Below are 17,464 nucleotides of genomic sequence, written 5' to 3'. Positions count from 1 at the left end.
TATTAGTTTAAGAGGTTTTAAAAGGAAAGAAGGTTTGCAAAAATGCGGAATAATATGACTGATTCGTTTGAAGTTATGGTCAAAGAACATGGGAAAGCCATTTTTAACTATATATTTTCCTTAGTTAGACAGAAAGAACTTTCAGAGGACTTGTATCAAGAGGTCTTGGTTTCGGCATATTTGGCCTTTCCTACGATTAAGGAACCTGCACGGTTGAGAAGTTGGTTATTTACAATAGCTAAAAATAAATGCAAGGATTATTGGCGAAAAGAAAATAAAACAAAACAGTTTTGGAAGGAAGAGGTGTATTCTTATTCTGCGACAGTAGAAGCTCCTCCTCTTCCAGAAGAAGAGTTCTTACATAAAGATTCAGTTAGAAAAATGGCTGAAAGTATCAAGACGCTACCAGAGATATATCAGTCTGCTATTTTTCTATATTATTTTAAAGACCTTACTTTACTGGAGATATCAACAAGAAGTAATATCCCAATATCTACAGTAAAAACTAGAATGAAAAGGGGAAAAGAGCACCTTAGACCGAAGCTCCAAGCATTTGCACAATAAAAAGCCGGGAGAGAAATCCCGGCTTCTATTATGTTAATCCCTAGATGAAAGAATTCCGAAGATGCGCAAAATACTTACGAATAGATTAATAAAGTCTAAGTAAAGATTTAATGCCATTAAAGGGACTTCTTCAGCGCTTACTCCATAATGCTTCATACGGTTGAAATCAAATAATACATATCCGCTAAAAACCAATACGCCAATGAAAGAAAATGCCAGCATACCGGTTGAGCTAAGCGGCATGAAAATATTAAAAATAGAAATGGCCACTAACGCAAGTAAGGCTGCTAACAGGAATCCGCCTAAAAAGGAGAAATTTCGTTTGGATACTGTTGCATAGATGGCTACTCCCGTAAACACGACTGTAGTAGTCCCAAAAGCCATTAAGACCACATTTGCTCCGGCTGTCATTGCATAATAAGAAACGATTGGATACAACGTAATTCCTGAAATGAAAGTGAAGACGTACAGGAAAGTATAAGAAATTGCTTTTTTGCGTCTAAAGAAAAAGGCAATCATCAACAAAACGAATTCAAGGATCGCTAATGGTAAAAATAATGCCGGCGGTACAAAGGTTCCTGCCATGGTTCCAACGAAGGCGATGGCTAAAGAAAGAGCGAATGTCCTAATTACAGATGGCAAAAATTCAGTAGATGTTTGTGTATACAATTTTTCTTCACCTCGAAAATAGTTTATATCTAGAATATACGAAGAAAAGGTCAAGATGTTTCATTTATCGAGAAAAATCTTTTTCTGCTTTTAATAAATCACGTATTTCAGCAAGTAGTTCTTCTTTCTTATCAATTTGAACCACCACTTTAACTTCTTCCTCTTTCTTCTTAAAACGAGAAAGGAATTTAATAAACATAAATATAGAAAAAGCAATGATCAAGAAATCGATAATCGATTGTAGAAATACCCCATATCTTACTTCCCCAAACGCTAGGTCCGCGACACTAACCCTTCCCACGAGCATGGCAACGATTGGCATAATAATATCTGCAACCAGTGAGGAAACGATCTTCCCGAATGCTCCGCCAATCACTACCCCAACAGCGAGATCAATCACATTCCCTCTCATGGCAAACTTCTTAAACTCATTTAACATAATAAAACCTCCATATTTGATCTTCATAATCAGCAAAGAGCAGCTTCCCGTCAGAAGCTGCTCTATTTATTATATCATTAAAAAGCCCAATTGCCTTTTCTAAATACCGGTTCGCTGGTTCCATCTGCTTTAATGCCATTGATGTCCATATCCTCTGAGCCAATCATGAAATCGACATGTGTAATACTGTCATTGAGACCATTTTCTTTTAGTTCTTCAGCAGACATTTTCTTACCGCCTTCAATACAGAACGCATAAGCGCTTCCGATTGCTAAGTGGTTTGAGGCATTTTCATCAAACAAAGTATTATAGAATAGTACATTAGATTGTGAAATTGGTGAGTTGAAAGGAACGAGTGCGACTTCACCAAGATAATGTGAGCCTTCATCCGTTTCAACTAAACGCTTTAGGAACTCCTCACCTTCTTCAGCCTTATAATCAACAATTCTTCCGTTTTCAAAGGTTACAGAGAAGCGGTCAATGATATTTCCACCGTAGCTTAATGGCTTTGTGCTTGCAACGGTGCCATTTACACCTTCACGATGAGGAACAGTAAAGACTTCTTCCGTTGGCATATTCGCCATAAATTCAAATCCTTTTTCATTTACACTGCCAGCCCCAACCCAAAGATGGTTATGCGGGAGTTCGATTGTTAAGTCTGTTCCTGGTGCAGTATAGTGAAGCTTTTGATAGCGTTTTTCATTTAGATAATTAACCTTTTCATGTAAGGTTTCATCGTGCTTCTTCCAAGCTTCCACAGGATTTTCTTTATCGACACGAACAGCTTTGAAGATGGCGTCCCAAAGTAATGAAACTTGTTGATCACTTGGTGCGTCAGGGAATACCTTTCTTGCCCAATCAGGAGATGGAGCTGCAATCACTGTCCAGCTGACTTTATCAGATTGTGCTGCTTGACGGTATTTAGCCAGCGCCGTTCCTGCAGCCTTTTGGAAGTTAGAAATACGTTCTGGATTAACTCCTTTTAATAAGTCAGGGCTTGAAGAAACAATGGCCATAAAAGCGGCCCCTTGGTCAACAAAGTCTTCCATTTCCTTTGCACGCCAAACAGGATATGTAGTAAAAGCTTCATCTGGTGCTAATTCATATTTGGTTCTGGATACCACATCGTCGGTCCAGTTTACTACTACGTTATCTGCACCTGCTGTATAGGCACTCTTGACAACAAGACGGACAAATTCTGCTGCATCTATGGCCGTATTTATAACCAAAGTCTGTTCCTTCTGTATATTTACACCAACCTTAACGGCAAGCTCTGCATATTTTTCAAGGTTTCTTTGAAATTCACTCATATTTTGATCTCCTTATTTCAGAATCTTCCTTTTTTAGTTTAGTCCTTTTAAGGTGAAAAAGAAACTGATAACAGTTTAATGTTGCTCACTTTAAAAGTAGGAAAAAAAATAAGTAGGGATGTGAATCTCTACTCTAATTTACTACCGTATACTTTTATATTAAAATAAACTCCCGCTGAAAATAATACTAAAAATGTTACAATACCGGACCATGAAGTGGGGGACATAAATTGAGATAATTCCATCAATACCACCATCCTTATATTAGAAAGCGATTACAAATTAATTATAATAGTAAACCAGTAAAATGTGAACATTTTAGTACAATTTATTGACAATTTTTCGAACAAAGACTGTGTTAAAAGGATACTATTGACCTTAGAACCTGTTGATTGAAGCGGAAGGCGCTCGACTCCTGCGGGATGAACGAGCTGAGTGAGACCTCGCAGGTCGGCACGACCGAGGAGGCTCACGGGCGAGCCCGCGGAAAGCGTAGCGCCTCGTGACAGGCAAAGACCGCCTGTCCCTGCGGTGATTATTCAAAGAAGCTTCCCTTAGTGGAGCGTAAATCAACAGCCTTATTTAACACAGTCTAAACAAAAAAAGGATCCTAATTAGGATCCAATGCAGTTTTCTTTTCAAAGGAATAAAACATTAGCCAATACAATCCTGCACTTGCAAGCGCCAGCAGGCATAGTACAAAAAATGTCCACTCATACCCGATTAAAACCGTTAATGGAATAGATAAGGGAGCAATGGTGCGGCTGATTGTAAAACGTAAGCTTGCGGCAGCAAAATATTGCCCCCGCATATGCTCAGGTGCTAGCTTCGACACAAAGCTTTGTTGAATTCCGGCTCCCATCAACTCAGCAAAGGTAAATACCGCCATCGCGATGATAAATCCCCAAATCCAATGAGTTTGACTAAAGAGTACAATCGAAATCGCATATATAACAGAAGACAAAACAAACACATTTCGTTCTTTATAGCTTCCCATCCATTTCGTAATGACTACCGTTAGCAATGCAACAAGGAAGCCATTCTCTGCAAGCACAATACCAAAAGCCTGCTCCCCCTTAACCGTGAATGACCAGTCACCTATTGAAAATAGAGTTTGAAGATCGATAACGTCTTTCATATAAACAGGAAATAATAGATCTAATTGCATAAAAGTTTGACCCGCCAAGACACCCGCAATGATAAAAAGAAGGAAGGTTTTATCTTTTATAATTAATGTGTAATCTTTTAACTGTTCTTGTAGGAAATAGTACCATTTACCTTCAGCTTCCAATGGATTGACTTTTTGTAACGGTGCGGTTTCCCTAGTCCATTTTGCTAAGATTAAGCCAAGTAACATACAAACAAAACCAGCAAAGAGTAACGTTTCAAAACGATAATTTACATAAAAAATTGCTCCTAAAATAGGACCAATTACCACTGCAATATTAATAGAAGTGTAGAAAATAGCAAATACATTGCTTCTATCTTTTTCATCAACGACATCTGCCACCATTGCTTGACTGGCAGGCCAATAAAACGAACCGAAAACACCAGCAATTGCGAATGCAATAAATCCCAACCAGGGTGACTGAAGCCAAGGAGAACTTGCAACAGCAAAGACTAGGAAAGAAAGCCCTTGTCCAATGGCTGAGAGAACCATCATCTTTTTACGCCCGAAACGGTCGGCACAGTATCCGCCCATTAAGTTTGCGATGACCGAAAAAATCTGTGAAAATACCAATAATAAACCAGCTTTACTTTTACCAAATTCGTCTGCGAAATAAATCGTCAGAAAAGGAAAGAACATCCAAAATGTAATGTTCATCATAGCTTCGCTAAATAAGCGAACCTTCAAATTTGGATCCCAATCTCTAATCCTCATGTGTACCTCCGAAGCCCAATATGTATGATAGCGCTTTTCCATCATACTATCACCAAAGAGATAAATACAAGAAAAAAAGATAGGTAAAAATGAATGTACCTATCCGGTATTTAGTCCTAATCTTTCAAAGCTTGATTTAAGTAATGCCATTCTGTAATTCAAGTCATAATATGCTATATTATTATTCAATGGTTCACTGAAAGGATGTTTAATAATGAAAAAAAGTGTAGTTATAGCCGAAAAACCTTCTGTTGCTCGTGATATAGCACGGGTATTGAATTGTCATAAAAAAGGAAACGGATTTTTAGAAGGAGATAAATACATTGTTACATGGGCACTAGGTCATTTAGTTACCCTTGCAGATCCGGAAGTGTATGACGAAAAATATAAATCATGGAAAATAGAAGATTTACCGATGCTTCCGAATGAGCTAAAGCTTGTTGTCATTAAGCAATCTAGTAAGCAGTTTCATGCTGTGAAAAGCCAACTGCAACGCTCTGATGTCGGGGAGATTGTTATTGCAACAGATAGCGGTCGTGAGGGCGAATTAGTTGCAAGATGGATACTTGTTAAGGCAAAGGTTAATAAACCTACAAAACGCCTATGGATATCTTCCGTTACGGATAAAGCAATTAAAGATGGCTTTGCCAACCTGAAGCCGGGCAAAGCATATGAAAATTTATATGAATCTGCTGTTGCGCGGTCAGAAGCGGATTGGTATATAGGGCTGAATGCAACCCGTGCATTAACAACCCGTTTTAATGCCCAGCTAAATTGTGGCCGGGTTCAAACTCCAACAGTAGCAATCATTGCAGCACGGGAGGATGAAATAAAAAACTTCAAATCTCAAACGTATTACGGAATCGAAGCGCAAACCTCAGACAATTTAAAATTGACTTGGCAGGATGCAAACGGAAATAGCCGAAGCTTTGATAAAGAGAAAATCGACGCGATTGTGAAAAAACTGGGCAAACAAAACGCCTTAATAAAAGACATTGAGAAAAAACAGAAAAAATCCTTTTCTCCTGGGCTTTATGATCTAACCGAACTACAGCGCGATGCGAATAAAATTTTTGGGTATTCTGCTAAGGAAACGTTAAATATCATGCAAAAACTATACGAGCAGCATAAAGTTTTAACCTATCCTCGTACAGACTCACGTTACCTTTCTTCAGATATTGTAGGAACGCTTCCAGAGCGCTTAAGAGCATGTGGAGTAGGAGAGTATCGTCCGTTAACCAATAAGATTTTAAGTAAGCCAATAAAAGTATCGAAATCCTTTGTAGATGACAGCAAAGTATCCGATCACCATGCGATTATTCCAACAGAAGGTTATGTCAACTTCTCAGCCTTCACAGATAAAGAGCGGAAAATATATGACTTAGTGGTAAAACGATTCTTAGCCGTGTTATTTCCAGCATTTGAGTATGAGCAGCTGACGCTTCGTGCAAAAATCGGCGAAGAAAACTTTGTTGCAAGGGGAAAAACGATTTTATCTTCTGGATGGAAAGAAGTATACCAGAATCGCTTTGAAGACGAAGATGGAGCAGACGATCTAAAGGAACAGATTTTGCCGCGTATCGAAAAAGGCGATATCCTTAACCTGAAATTAATCGCGCAAACATCTGGTCAAACGAGTCCTCCTGCCCGTTTTAATGAGGCAACATTACTAACGGCAATGGAAAATCCAACGAAATATATGGAAACCAATGATAAACAACTGGCGGAGACTTTAAAATCAACTGGCGGGTTAGGAACTGTGGCGACACGAGCCGATATTATTGAAAAGCTGTTCAATTCATTTTTACTCGAAAAGCGAGGCAAAGACATTTACCTAACTTCTAAAGGGCGCCAATTATTAGATTTGGTACCTGAAGAACTAAAATCTCCTGCATTGACTGCTGAATGGGAACAAAAGCTTGATCAAATTGCCAAGGGGAAGTTGAAAAAAGATGTTTTTATCAGTGAAATGAAAAAGTACACAAAAGAAATTGTCGCTGAAATTAAAGCGAGTAATAAAAAGTATAAGCACGACAATATCTCTACAAAAAGTTGTCCGGACTGCGGAAAACCAATGCTTGAAGTAAATGGGAAAAAAGGTAAAATGCTTGTCTGCCAAGACCGTGAATGTGGACATCGAAAAAATGTTTCACGAGTCACTAATGCGCGCTGCCCGCAATGCCATAAAAAACTGGAGCTGCGTGGTGAAGGTGAGGGCCAAGTCTTTGCATGTAAATGTGGACATCGTGAAAAATTATCCGTATTTGAAGCACGTCGCAAAAAAGAATCTGGCGGTAAAGTAGATAAACGAACGGTGCAAAAGTATCTGAAAAACCAAAACAAGGAAGAAGAGCCGATTAATACAGCTTTGGCAGATGCGTTGAAGAAGTTGAATTTGAAGTAAGGAGAAGGGGAATCAAACACCATATTTTTTAGAATTTGGGCTTTATATACTCGTTTGTATATAAAGCCTAATCTTGTTAACAGCATCCTTTCTTATATTATCTTGCTAAAGTGATATCGTGCTAAAATTCTGACAATTCTGTTGACAATTAAGCTTTTTATCACATACAATAGTTATTGAAGTAATAAAATTTTTGAATGGACTGATAACCTATGAGGCATCCAATAACAAAAGTAAATGATGTAATGTTTATAAAAGAGGCTGGACTCCAAATCTAATCTGATATGGAATCCAGCCTCTTTCTTTATTCTAATAAAGTGGTAGAGGGGCGAGACATATGATCATGCTAACAGGTCAAAGTTTAACGTTGGAGCAAATGAAAGAAGTTTTATATCGAAACGAAAAGGTTTTTCCTTCTGAGAAAAGTATGGATCTTGTAAAAAAAAGCCGCGAAGCAGTGGAGAAAATCGTTTCCAATCATAAAGTGGTATACGGTATAAATACTGGTTTTGGTAAGTTCAGTGATGTCATAATCGATAAAGAACACGTCAGGGATTTACAACTAAACTTAATTCGTTCCCATGCATGTGGAGTCGGGGACCCTTTTCCTGAGATCGTTTCAAAGGCGATGGTGCTTTTACGAGCCAATGCACTGTTAAAAGGATATTCAGGTGTTAGACCGATCGTGATTGAGAAACTATTGGAATTGGTCAATACTGAAATCATACCGGTAATTCCGGAGCAGGGATCACTGGGTGCGAGCGGTGATTTGGCGCCGCTCTCCCATTTAGCGTTAGTGCTTATTGGGGAAGGGGAAGTATTTTACAAAGGAAACCGCATGGAATCGATTCATGCACTTCAAATGGAAGGGATTCATCCGATAACTTTAGAGGCAAAAGAGGGTCTCGCATTAATTAATGGAACCCAGGCAATGACCGCCATGGGAATTATCGGTTATCTTGAAGCAGAACAGCTGGCGTTAGAAAGTGAACTTATCGCATCAATGACAATAGAAGGATTGATTGGAATCATGGATGCGTTTGATGAGGAAGTTCATATTGCAAGGGGCTACCAGCAGCAAATTGACACCGCAGCGAGAATCCGCCGTTACCTATGTGACAGTTTACTAACCAGTGTTCAAGGCGAATACAGGGTTCAAGATGCTTATTCGATAAGGTGTATTCCACAGGTTCATGGGGCTTCCTGGCAGGCATTGGATTATGTAAAAGAAAAATTAGAAATCGAAATGAATGCGGCAACAGACAATCCATTAATATTTGATGATGGAGAAAAGGTTATTTCTGGAGGGAATTTTCATGGTCAGCCGATTGCTTTCGCGATGGATTTTATGAAAATTGCAGTGGCAGAGCTGGCGAATATATCTGAAAGACGTATCGAAAGACTAGTAAATCCACAGTTGAACGATTTGCCGCCTTTCCTAAGCCCTGAGCCTGGTTTGCAGTCAGGTGCGATGATTATGCAATATGCGGCCGCGTCGTTAGTATCAGAAAATAAAACACTGGCACACCCAGCAAGTGTCGATTCCATTCCCTCTTCTGCCAATCAAGAAGACCATGTGAGCATGGGAACGATCGCCTCTAGACATGCGTATCAAATTATTCAGAATGCACGAAGAGTGCTGGCGATTGAACTAATTTGTGCCATGCAGGCGGTTGAAATCCGCGGGGTAGAAAAAATGGCCAGCCAGACCAAGCGGGTGTATGAGAAGGGGCGGGAGCTTGTTGCTTCCATAAAGAAGGATCGCATCTTTTCAAAAGATATTGAAAGGGCTGCAACAGGTCTAAAAGAATGGGACTTAAAGAAGCTTATCCAAAAATTTGATAATGTTAAGTAGGCAAAAAAGGCGTGAAAATCACGCCTTTTATTCTACGTCTTTTGTTTCTACCCTATTTTTAAATGCTTCTTGTACTACAATAAATTCCTCATCCCCGATGGCATCCTTTGAGTGTTTCTCAACTAAGTTATCTTTTGGTAAATCTCCAGGATGACCTTTTTTCTTATGGTTAAAATGTTCTCCACGTGCCAAATTAAACACTCCTTTCGTCTTCGAATGTATCATTCCCAAACGAAGGAAATTTATTAGTGACGAGGAGGAAAGACAGAGTATTAATCACCTTCTATTTTTTCATCAGACTTCGCAGGTTTACACATGCGATCAAGAAGGTAACCAAAAAATACAACAAAGGCAATCGGAATAGCGTAATTCAACACATGAATGGCTGTCATGGACTAGGATCACCACTATTATTTGAATATTTGTAATATTTAGTATATTGTAATGGTGTTTATGGTAGAAGTAAATTGTCACGAAATAGACAAAATTCACAGCTATTTCTCGTCTTTCAAATGAATATTAATTAGTAAGAAAGCTTAATTTCGACTTTAACCCTCTCTGTTTTCCAATAAACTTCCATCTAAAATGTAAATTTTAGACATTCTACAAAATACCTAAGAGTTTTTTGTAGAATATTGGAATAATTTGTGTGAAAAAAAGGTTCGAAAAAAAGAAATATTTTACAAATTATAACACGTTACTAAAAAAGTACTAGATATAATAAACATAGTAATTATGAACCAGAAAGACAAGTGCGCCAAATATACTGAATAGTCAAAGATTAATGAGTATTAAGAAACAGAAAAGGGCAAACCCATTGAAAATTGGGGACGCAAAGCCGAGGATCTAAGGTATTGATTTTGCTATGATGGCCGGGCTGCCTGGAATACGAATATGTATTTTAGGAGTGAATGAGAGTGGGAATAACTGGTAGTTTGAAGAATGGAATGGATGCAGAGTGGTTAGCTCTTATTTTAGAGGCTAAGGAGCTAGGAATTTCGAAGGAGGCAATCCTTAATTTTCTCCATCAAAACGAGGTAGGAGAGGTAGTACTAAAGAATCGCTAAGATACATAAAGGCAGTCTTTAAGAAGGCTATTTTTAACAAATCATAAAAGTTTAAGAAAAGAGCTTCAAAAGAACAAAGCATACTACAAAATGCTGGTAGTATGCTTTGTTCTTTTAGTTGTCCAGCTCCAGGCGCCATCGGCTCGCGGGTCTACAGCCAATCCGTCCAAAAGGTTAAAAACCAACCTTTCAGCCGGCTCGTCTTATGCTTGTCGCCGATAGGCGGGCGCCTTCCGCTTTTCTTTATTCATTATTATTTTGACCAATTCGCCACTTATTGAATTCAATAAAATCGCGAAATTGTTCTTTTGAAACACCCGAATCCATCGCCTCTTTAACAATACTCATCCAATCACTATCTAACTCTTCTTTATTAATGTGTTCATTTATTAAATGGTCAACAGGAACGTTTAATACAGAAGAAATCTTTTCTAGGAATTGAATAGATGGATTTCTTTGCAGGTTTCTCTCTAGAGAGCTTAAGTAAGATTTAGCAACTCCAGCTTGCTCAGCTAGTTCTGATAATGACATCCTTTTTTCTAAACGTAATTTTTTTACACGATCACCTATCATAAGCTCACACACCTAATTTGTATTATAGCTATAATAATTTTATCAGATAAGCAGAAAAAGTTCCATATTAAGAACAGTTAATTATGACAAAAATATTTTTCAAAGTCAAAATTTTTTTGAAAAAACGTTAGCATAGCGATAAGATTAAAGTGTGTTTCCAATTCTCTAAGAATACATAAAAATAATATAAAAAGGTGGGGAAGATCATGATTGTTCTTAAATCACAGCGGGAAATCGACGCGATGAAAAAAGCAGGAGAAATTCTTGCTTCATGTCATAAAGAAATTGCAAAAATGATTAAGCCAGGTATAACAACTTGGGAAATTGATGAGTTTGTGGATGATTTTCTTATAAAACACAATGCCACCCCACAGCAAAAGGGCTATAAAGGTTATAAATACGCCACCTGTGCCAGCATTAACGACGAAATATGTCATGGATTCCCTAGAAAAGAGCCGTTAAAGGATGGGGATATCGTAACCATAGATATGGTGGTCAATTATAATGGCGGATTAGCGGATTCTGCATGGTCTTATGCTGTTGGAAGTGTCTCTAAGGAAACAGAGCATTTATTAAAAGTTACAAAAGAGGCGCTTTATAAAGGAATTGAGCAGGCTGTCCCTGGAAATCGAATTGGAGATATCGGTTATGCTATTCAAACCTATGTCGAAGGGGAAGGGTTATCAGTAGTTCGTGATTTTATTGGTCATGGAATTGGTGCGGTTATACATGAAAAACCCGATGTACCACATTACGGACTGCCTGGAAAAGGTCCTAGAATAAAAGAAGGAATGGTATTTACGATTGAGCCAATGGTCAATATCGGCATGTACCAAACAAAAATGGATAGTAATGGCTGGACAGCTAGGACGATTGATGGGAAATATTCGGCACAGTATGAACACACCATTGCCATCACTAAGAATGGTCCAATTATTTTAACTGAACAGGATAAATAAAAAAACAGATCCCTTGAGATCTGTTTTATTTATTTTTTGCGAAGGTTTCCTAATTCCTCTACTAAAGCTTGCATTTCGTTCGGGCTAAATGAGGGTTTTTTCATAACCATCTCATAAATTTCTTTTAGTTCCTCGTACATGTCTTCATCAAAGTGTGAAGGCTTAATGGCTCCGAGATTTAATACCTTTAATTTTTCTTTTATTTGTTCAATCATATACTCCACATTTTCAACTGTTTTCTCTGATAAATTCATCCCGTCACCCTTTCAGTATTCGTAACCTTATCTTTCCATTTTCATTGGAAGATGTCAATCTAAACTTGTTTTAATGCTTCTAATGATGGGTAATAAAATAATAGGGTTAAAATATGACCGACGCTTGCATTTTGCCGCAAGCTTAAAGCAGAATATAAAGTGGAGTATATTGGTATTTTTTTATAGTGTCCGAAAAATATGATAAATACAAATCGAAAGGAGAGGTTAAAAAAATGGGTAAAAATTTATTTTTGAAAGGCATAATCTATGGTGCCTTAGCAGGTGGAGCACTTAGCTTATTAGATAAGAAAACACGACAGGATATGAAGGTAAATGTGAAAAAAGCGTATGAGCAGGTTTCTTATGTGGTTCGCCATCCTGGAGAAATCACGGAAAATGTTAAGGAGACCGCAAAAAAACTTAGGAATACGATTGAACAGGTTAGCGAGGACATTTCTTACATTACTGAAAAAGTGGACGAACTACGTGAGTTGACTCCTCAGGTAAAAGAAGTGATCAAGGAAACGAAAAGTACTTTCTCAAAACATGAAGATTCTGCAATCGTCGACGATTTATTAAAAGAGATTGTTGTGGAAGAAGAAACAGCAGAGAAATAAAAATACAACTGGAATACGAGGAGAGGTGAGAAAATGGAGAAGGCAGTGAATGTACGTAAATCCCTTTTACGATTGTTATGGCACCGGATAGAAGAAGATGATATACCAGGTTTATCCGCACAGCTCGCCTATTTTTTTCTTCTTTCACTGTTTCCACTTCTTATTTTTATTTTTACCTTACTGCCATATCTGCCCATACCATACCCCGATATTTTAGGGAGTATTAGAGAGTTTGCACCCCCGCAGACAATGGATTTAATTGAAAAAAATGTTAACCATGTGATGAATAATCGCAACGGAGGACTGCTTTCCTTTGGGGTTATTGGAACGATTTGGTCTGCATCTAATGGAATTCATGCACTAGTAAGAGCTTTTAACAAAGCATACAATGTGAACGAAAGTCGTTCATTTATTGTTTCTAGAGGTATGGCCATCGTGCTGACGATCGGAATGATTTTTGTTTTTATTGTAGCTGTATTACTTCCAATATTCGGAAGGGAAATTGGAATTTTTCTTTTCTCTTATTTAGGTTTTAAGCTGGAATTCCTCCGTATTTGGGAAATGTTAAGATTAGTCGTCAGCGCCCTGATATTATTTTTGATTTTCACGGGCTTGTATTGGATTGCGCCCAACGTTAAATTACGCTGTAGAAGTGCATTCCCAGGAGCTGGTTTTGCAACTGTGGGCTGGATCCTTTCCTCCTATGCGTTATCGCTCTATGTAAGTAAATTTAACAACTTTTCACTGACCTATGGAAGTATTGGAGCCATTATAGTCTTACTCATTTGGTTATATATATCTGGGTTTATTATCATTCTCGGCGGTGAGATCAATGCGTTCTATACCGAGAAGAATAAATCAAACTGTTAAAATTTTTCTTGATGAAAAATTCTTAACTGCAGACAATATAGGTGGGGAACAGATTTAAATGAGGGGGCTAAAATCATGACCAAACATACAAAAAAAGATGGCGGAACAAAACAAAAGGGTAAAGGCAGTAAAGGAAATAAAACTTCTGGATCTGCGAACGGCAGCAACGGATATCATTAAATAAAACCGGGCTAAAAAGCCCGGTCAGGCTGTCGAGAAAATCTCGACAGCTATTATTTTTTGTAATTACTTTAATGATTCACCGCGTTAATATGCTATAATATACATATAAATAACAGGACGGTGGATAGAATGTATAAGCCAAAAAGAGAAATACAAAACGAAGCTGAATTTGTTTTTATTGATGATTTAGTACCGCAAGATCACCTATTAAGGAAGGTGGACAAGTATATTGATTTTTCTTTTATTGGTGAGAAGGTCCGTCCTTTTTATTCAGAAAATAACGGGCGTCCTTCGGACCCTATACAGCTCTTTAAGATGATGTTTATCGGATATTTTTATGGCATTCGTTCTGAACGACAATTAGAGCGTGAAATTCAGACGAATGTGGCCTATCGATGGTTCTTAGGATTAAAGCTAAACGATACAGTTCCCCATCATTCCACCATTAGTTGGAATCGGCGAACCCGTTTTAAAGATACAAATATATTTCAGGAAATTTTTGATGAGATTGTCTTCAAAGCAATTAACCACAAGATGGTTGGAGGAAGGGTTTTATTTTCCGATTCCACACACCTTAAAGCGAATGCAAACAAACATAAATTCTCTAGAGTTGAAGTGGAAGTTGAAACACGTGAATATGTAGAAGATTTAAACAAAGCTATTGAGGAAGACAGGAGAGATCATGGAAAAAAGCCTTTAAAGGAAAAGGAGGAGGTGACCGAGAAAAAGGAAATACGACTGAGCACAACTGATCCTGAATGCGGGTTTATGTCACGAGAGAATAAACAGGAGATGTTCTGTTATCTTGATCATCGAACTACCGACATGAAGTTCAACATCATAACTGATGCGTATGTTACAGCAGGAAATGTTCACGATTCTGTCCCCTATCTTTCACGGTTAGACCGTCAGGTCGAACGTTTTGGATTTAAAGTAGAAGCTGTGGCACTTGATTCGGGTTACCTGACAAATCCGATTTGTAAGGGACTTAATGAACGCAATATTTTTGGAGTTATCGCTCACAGAAGATATCAATCAACAAAAGGGTTATTTCCTAAATGGAAGTTTACATATGACAAAGATAGAGATTTGTATGTTTGTCCAAATGGTCAGGAGTTACAATATCGTACAACTACAAGAGAAGGTTATCGGGAATATAAGTCAGATCCTAAAAAGTGTACTAACTGCCCACTCCTGCCTGAGTGTACAAAATCTCAAAATAAAACAAAAGTAGTTACCAGACATGTTTGGGAGGAACATAAGGAAAAGGTTCGACTTAACAGACTTTCAAAGTCAGGTAAAATACTATATAAATTTAGAAAAGAAAAAGTAGAGCGAAGCTTCGCAGATTCAAAAGAACTGCATGGGCTTCGCTATTGTAGGTTACGGGGATTGCAAAATGCGAGTGAGCAAGTGTTACTTACCGCAGCATGCCAAAACATGAAAAAGATTGCCACGCACTTAGCCAGGTTTGAAAAAGTGTGTGGCAATCTCCAGGTTCATTCCCCCTGTTGATTGGAGCGGAAGGTGCGAAGACTCCTGCGGGAGTACGGGGCTGGGGAGACCCCGCAGGCGCTTAAGCGCTGAGGAGGCTCCCCGGCACGCCCGCGGAAAGCGAAGCACCTGGAGCGGAAATCAACAGGCCTTTGGGCAGGCAGAAAAATAAAAATTGCCGAGAAAGATACCTTTCTCGACAATCTGACCGGGCTAAAAAGCCCGGTCTTTTAATTTTTGAGCAGTCTTAAACTGTTAAGAATCACAAGAATGGTACTGCCTTCATGCCCGATGACACCAAATGGCAAATCCAGCAATTGAAAGAAGTTAGATGAAATTAAGACCATAATCACTGTGATTGAAAAGATTACATTTTGTTTAATAATGTTGTTCATCCGTTGTGAAAGATGAATCGCTTCGGCAATCCGTGGTAAATCATTTTTCATTAGAACAACATCCGCGGTTTCGAGGGCCACATCCGACCCTTCCCCCATGGCAATTCCAACATTTGCTGTCGCTAAAGCAGGGGCATCATTAATGCCATCACCAACCATCGCAATGGTTCCATATTTCTCCTTCAGCTTTTTAAGCTGCTCCACTTTCTCTTCAGGCAGACATTCTGCGTAGAATTGATCCACATGGCTTTCCTCTGCAATCACGTTTGCCGTTTTCTCACTATCACCAGTAAGCATAACCGTATAGATACCTTGTTTCCTTAAATGGTCGATGGCCAGCATCGTTTCTTGTCTAACCACATCTTTTAAAGCAATCATCGCAGCTAAACAATCGTTTACTTGTACAAATACAAGTGTATTCCCTTGACCTGCAAGGCTAGCTGCTTTACCCTCCGCGAATGATAGTGCAGCCTCTTTTCCGACAAAATCAGCCTTGCCTATTTTCCACTGCTCACCATTTATTTCCGCTTTTACACCCCACCCCGAAACGTCTTCTAGTTTTTCTGGCTGAAGAAGGTCTCGGTCAAGATTGGCTTTCACATATTTGACAATCGATTGTGCAAGAGGATGATTAGATTGGTTTTCGATCGAAGCCGTTTTCCATAATAGCTCCGCTTCACTAAAGTTTTCATTAACGATAATTTCGGTAACCTCAGGTTTCCCTTTGGTCAGCGTACCGGTTTTGTCGAAGGCAATAGCTTTCAAGTGGCTCAGATTCTCTAAATGTACGCCGCCTTTGACTAGAATCCCGCGTTTTGCGCCATTAGAAATCGCTGATAATGTTGCTGGCATAATGGAAGCAACAAGGGCACAAGGGGAAGCAACAACTAATAAAATCATCGCCCGGTAAAACGACTCATTCCAGGTCCAATCAAGTAAGAAATAGGGCAGAAACATCATGAATAAAACGGCTACTAACACCGTTTTTACATAGGTACCTTCAAACCGTTCAATAAACAGTTGTGATGGAGATTTTTCACTTTGCGCAGATTGTACAAGCTCAATTATCTTGTGAAAGAGTGTTTCATTACTTGCTTTTGTTGTTTGTACAGTAATTGCGCCTGTTAAATTTACCGTCCCTGCAAACACTTCCGTCTCTAGTCCTTTTGAGACGGGCATCGATTCACCTGTAATAGCTGCTTCATCAATGTTTGTATGTCCCTTCTTAATGACGCCATCGGAAGGAATTCTTTCCCCAGGCTTAACCAAAATGAGGTCGCCGACTTTCAGCTCGGAAACAGGTACACGCCTTTCGGCCCCATTGTTAATAAGAAGGGCTTCTTCAGGCTGCAGTTCCATTAACGATGAAATCTCTTTGTGACTCTTGTTCATCGTATAGGTCTCTAATGCCCCACTAACAGCAAAAATAAAGATTAGTATGGCGCCTTCTGTCCAGTAGCCAATAATCGCGGACCCAATCGCAGCAAAAATCATCAGCATTTCAACATTTAATTGTTTGTTTTCATATGTTGCTTCAATTCCTTCCTTGGCCTTGGCAAATCCGCCAATTACGAAAGCCAATAAATAAAAGATAATTGAAGCGACATGGTCATTCATTTTGTCTGTCATCCATCCTGTTGCAATGAAAACACCGCTTAAACCTGCAGCAATCAGTTCTGCATGAGGTTTAATTTTCTCTATAATGCCAACTTTTGGAATCACCTTAGTTAATCTCTTAGCATCAGCACTCATTTTCAATTCCCTCCCCAAATCCTCTTCTAATTGAGAAAAATAATCAAAATCATTACCCCTAAAAAACACGAAAGCTGTCATCAATTAAGATGACAGCAGTCTTCCAAAAACTATTATTAGATTAAGTTAATTCTATTTTATCATATAGTTTATGTTTAATATAGATAAATGCTCCAA

The 17,464-nt window shown here is 38.6% G+C and carries 16 protein-coding genes and 1 riboswitch; of the genes, 8 read left to right on the top strand and 8 right to left on the bottom strand.

From position 1 onward, the window contains the following. The first annotated feature begins 42 nt into the window (after nucleotides 1–42). Nucleotides 43–564, top strand: a complete 522-nt coding sequence (locus QFZ31_RS16285) for an RNA polymerase sigma factor (RefSeq protein WP_307304450.1) — start codon at nucleotides 43–45, stop codon at nucleotides 562–564. Nucleotides 565–597: 33 nt separating this feature from the next. On the opposite strand, the gene QFZ31_RS16280 is transcribed toward QFZ31_RS16285, so the two are convergent. The 4 genes from QFZ31_RS16280 to QFZ31_RS16265 form a co-directional block, all read right to left on the bottom strand. Further along, complete coding sequence (locus QFZ31_RS16280; RefSeq protein WP_179602524.1) at nucleotides 598–1,233, bottom strand: Bax inhibitor-1 family protein; 636 nt, start codon at nucleotides 1,231–1,233, stop codon at nucleotides 598–600. Between the two features lie 64 nt (nucleotides 1,234–1,297). Then, nucleotides 1,298–1,672 carry a large conductance mechanosensitive channel protein MscL gene (gene mscL / locus QFZ31_RS16275; protein ID WP_307304446.1) on the bottom strand — a complete coding sequence of 125 codons (375 nt, stop codon included), beginning with the start codon at nucleotides 1,670–1,672 and terminating at the stop codon, nucleotides 1,298–1,300. A 77-nt stretch (nucleotides 1,673–1,749) separates the two neighbouring features. Further along, a complete protein-coding gene (locus QFZ31_RS16270) occupies nucleotides 1,750–2,982 on the bottom strand; it encodes an aminopeptidase (protein WP_307304444.1) in 1,233 nt (410 codons plus the stop codon). A gap of 610 nt (nucleotides 2,983–3,592) precedes the next feature. Further along, nucleotides 3,593–4,864: an MDR family MFS transporter gene (locus tag QFZ31_RS16265; protein WP_179602527.1), complete on the bottom strand. Its 1,272-nt coding sequence runs from the start codon at nucleotides 4,862–4,864 to the stop codon at nucleotides 3,593–3,595. 214 nt (nucleotides 4,865–5,078) lie between these two features. Here QFZ31_RS16265 and QFZ31_RS16260 point away from each other — a divergent pair, with 214 nt between their 5' ends. Both QFZ31_RS16260 and hutH read left to right on the top strand, forming a co-directional pair. Further along, complete coding sequence (locus tag QFZ31_RS16260) at nucleotides 5,079–7,268, top strand: DNA topoisomerase III (RefSeq protein ID WP_307304438.1); 2,190 nt, start codon at nucleotides 5,079–5,081, stop codon at nucleotides 7,266–7,268. A 337-nt stretch (nucleotides 7,269–7,605) separates the two neighbouring features. Beyond that, nucleotides 7,606–9,123: a histidine ammonia-lyase gene (gene hutH / locus QFZ31_RS16255; protein WP_307304432.1), complete on the top strand. Its 1,518-nt coding sequence runs from the start codon at nucleotides 7,606–7,608 to the stop codon at nucleotides 9,121–9,123. 27 nt (nucleotides 9,124–9,150) lie between these two features. On the opposite strand, the gene QFZ31_RS16250 is transcribed toward hutH, so the two are convergent. Then, nucleotides 9,151–9,315, bottom strand: coding sequence for a hypothetical protein (locus tag QFZ31_RS16250; RefSeq protein ID WP_179603765.1), 165 nt, complete (start codon nucleotides 9,313–9,315; stop codon nucleotides 9,151–9,153). Nucleotides 9,316–9,920: 605 nt separating this feature from the next. Further along, nucleotides 9,921–10,008, top strand: a riboswitch (cyclic di-GMP riboswitch). Between the two features lie 32 nt (nucleotides 10,009–10,040). On the opposite strand from QFZ31_RS16250, the gene QFZ31_RS16245 reads away from it, so the two are divergent. Beyond that, nucleotides 10,041–10,190 (top strand): anti-repressor SinI family protein, encoded by a 150-nt coding sequence (locus QFZ31_RS16245; RefSeq protein WP_373459858.1) that lies wholly within the window; start codon nucleotides 10,041–10,043, stop codon nucleotides 10,188–10,190. A 243-nt stretch (nucleotides 10,191–10,433) separates the two neighbouring features. On the opposite strand, the gene QFZ31_RS16240 is transcribed toward QFZ31_RS16245, so the two are convergent. After that, a complete protein-coding gene (locus QFZ31_RS16240; protein WP_179603763.1) occupies nucleotides 10,434–10,763 on the bottom strand; it encodes a helix-turn-helix domain-containing protein in 330 nt (109 codons plus the stop codon). 206 nt (nucleotides 10,764–10,969) lie between these two features. Here QFZ31_RS16240 and map point away from each other — a divergent pair, with 206 nt between their 5' ends. Further along, nucleotides 10,970–11,722 carry a type I methionyl aminopeptidase gene (gene map, locus QFZ31_RS16235; RefSeq protein ID WP_307304422.1) on the top strand — a complete coding sequence of 251 codons (753 nt, stop codon included), beginning with the start codon at nucleotides 10,970–10,972 and terminating at the stop codon, nucleotides 11,720–11,722. Nucleotides 11,723–11,751: 29 nt separating this feature from the next. On the opposite strand, the gene QFZ31_RS16230 is transcribed toward map, so the two are convergent. Further along, complete coding sequence (locus tag QFZ31_RS16230; protein WP_307304420.1) at nucleotides 11,752–11,976, bottom strand: DUF1128 domain-containing protein; 225 nt, start codon at nucleotides 11,974–11,976, stop codon at nucleotides 11,752–11,754. 233 nt (nucleotides 11,977–12,209) lie between these two features. Here QFZ31_RS16230 and QFZ31_RS16225 point away from each other — a divergent pair, with 233 nt between their 5' ends. The 3 genes from QFZ31_RS16225 to QFZ31_RS16215 all read left to right on the top strand — a co-directional run bounded on the left by QFZ31_RS16225 (nucleotide 12,210) and on the right by QFZ31_RS16215 (nucleotide 15,161). Continuing rightward, entirely contained in the window at nucleotides 12,210–12,593 is a 384-nt protein-coding gene (locus tag QFZ31_RS16225; RefSeq protein WP_307304419.1) for a YtxH domain-containing protein, read from the top strand. A 33-nt stretch (nucleotides 12,594–12,626) separates the two neighbouring features. Continuing rightward, complete coding sequence (locus QFZ31_RS16220; protein WP_307304418.1) at nucleotides 12,627–13,463, top strand: YihY/virulence factor BrkB family protein; 837 nt, start codon at nucleotides 12,627–12,629, stop codon at nucleotides 13,461–13,463. 312 nt (nucleotides 13,464–13,775) lie between these two features. Further along, complete coding sequence (locus QFZ31_RS16215; RefSeq protein ID WP_307303192.1) at nucleotides 13,776–15,161, top strand: IS1182 family transposase; 1,386 nt, start codon at nucleotides 13,776–13,778, stop codon at nucleotides 15,159–15,161. Between the two features lie 209 nt (nucleotides 15,162–15,370). Here QFZ31_RS16215 and QFZ31_RS16210 read toward each other — a convergent pair whose 3' ends face one another. After that, nucleotides 15,371–17,287, bottom strand: a complete 1,917-nt coding sequence (locus tag QFZ31_RS16210; protein WP_307304415.1) for a heavy metal translocating P-type ATPase — start codon at nucleotides 17,285–17,287, stop codon at nucleotides 15,371–15,373. Nucleotides 17,288–17,464 lie beyond the last annotated feature (177 nt).

Source organism: Neobacillus niacini, from assembly GCF_030817595.1.
Classification (GTDB): domain Bacteria; phylum Bacillota; class Bacilli; order Bacillales; family Cytobacillaceae; genus Neobacillus; species Neobacillus niacini_G.
The sequence above is the reverse complement of the archived record's forward strand: the minus strand, read 5'-3'. Positions and strand labels throughout refer to the sequence as shown.

What these genes read in the sequence shown, in the direction of transcription:
- QFZ31_RS16225 (WP_307304419.1), top strand. Translation starts at nt 12,210, where the DNA reads ATGGGTAAAAATTTATTTTTGAAAGGCATAATCTATGGTGCCTTAGCA.
- QFZ31_RS16285 (WP_307304450.1), top strand. Translation starts at nt 43, where the DNA reads ATGCGGAATAATATGACTGATTCGTTTGAAGTTATGGTCAAAGAACAT.
- QFZ31_RS16220 (WP_307304418.1), top strand. Translation starts at nt 12,627, where the DNA reads ATGGAGAAGGCAGTGAATGTACGTAAATCCCTTTTACGATTGTTATGG.
- hutH (WP_307304432.1), top strand. Translation starts at nt 7,606, where the DNA reads ATGATCATGCTAACAGGTCAAAGTTTAACGTTGGAGCAAATGAAAGAA.
- QFZ31_RS16240 (WP_179603763.1), bottom strand. Translation starts at nt 10,763, where the DNA reads ATGATAGGTGATCGTGTAAAAAAATTACGTTTAGAAAAAAGGATGTCA.
- map (WP_307304422.1), top strand. Translation starts at nt 10,970, where the DNA reads ATGATTGTTCTTAAATCACAGCGGGAAATCGACGCGATGAAAAAAGCA.
- mscL (WP_307304446.1), bottom strand. Translation starts at nt 1,672, where the DNA reads ATGTTAAATGAGTTTAAGAAGTTTGCCATGAGAGGGAATGTGATTGAT.
- QFZ31_RS16230 (WP_307304420.1), bottom strand. Translation starts at nt 11,976, where the DNA reads ATGAATTTATCAGAGAAAACAGTTGAAAATGTGGAGTATATGATTGAA.
- QFZ31_RS16210 (WP_307304415.1), bottom strand. Translation starts at nt 17,287, where the DNA reads ATGAGTGCTGATGCTAAGAGATTAACTAAGGTGATTCCAAAAGTTGGC.
- QFZ31_RS16215 (WP_307303192.1), top strand. Translation starts at nt 13,776, where the DNA reads ATGTATAAGCCAAAAAGAGAAATACAAAACGAAGCTGAATTTGTTTTT.
- QFZ31_RS16270 (WP_307304444.1), bottom strand. Translation starts at nt 2,982, where the DNA reads ATGAGTGAATTTCAAAGAAACCTTGAAAAATATGCAGAGCTTGCCGTT.
- QFZ31_RS16260 (WP_307304438.1), top strand. Translation starts at nt 5,079, where the DNA reads ATGAAAAAAAGTGTAGTTATAGCCGAAAAACCTTCTGTTGCTCGTGAT.
- QFZ31_RS16265 (WP_179602527.1), bottom strand. Translation starts at nt 4,864, where the DNA reads ATGAGGATTAGAGATTGGGATCCAAATTTGAAGGTTCGCTTATTTAGC.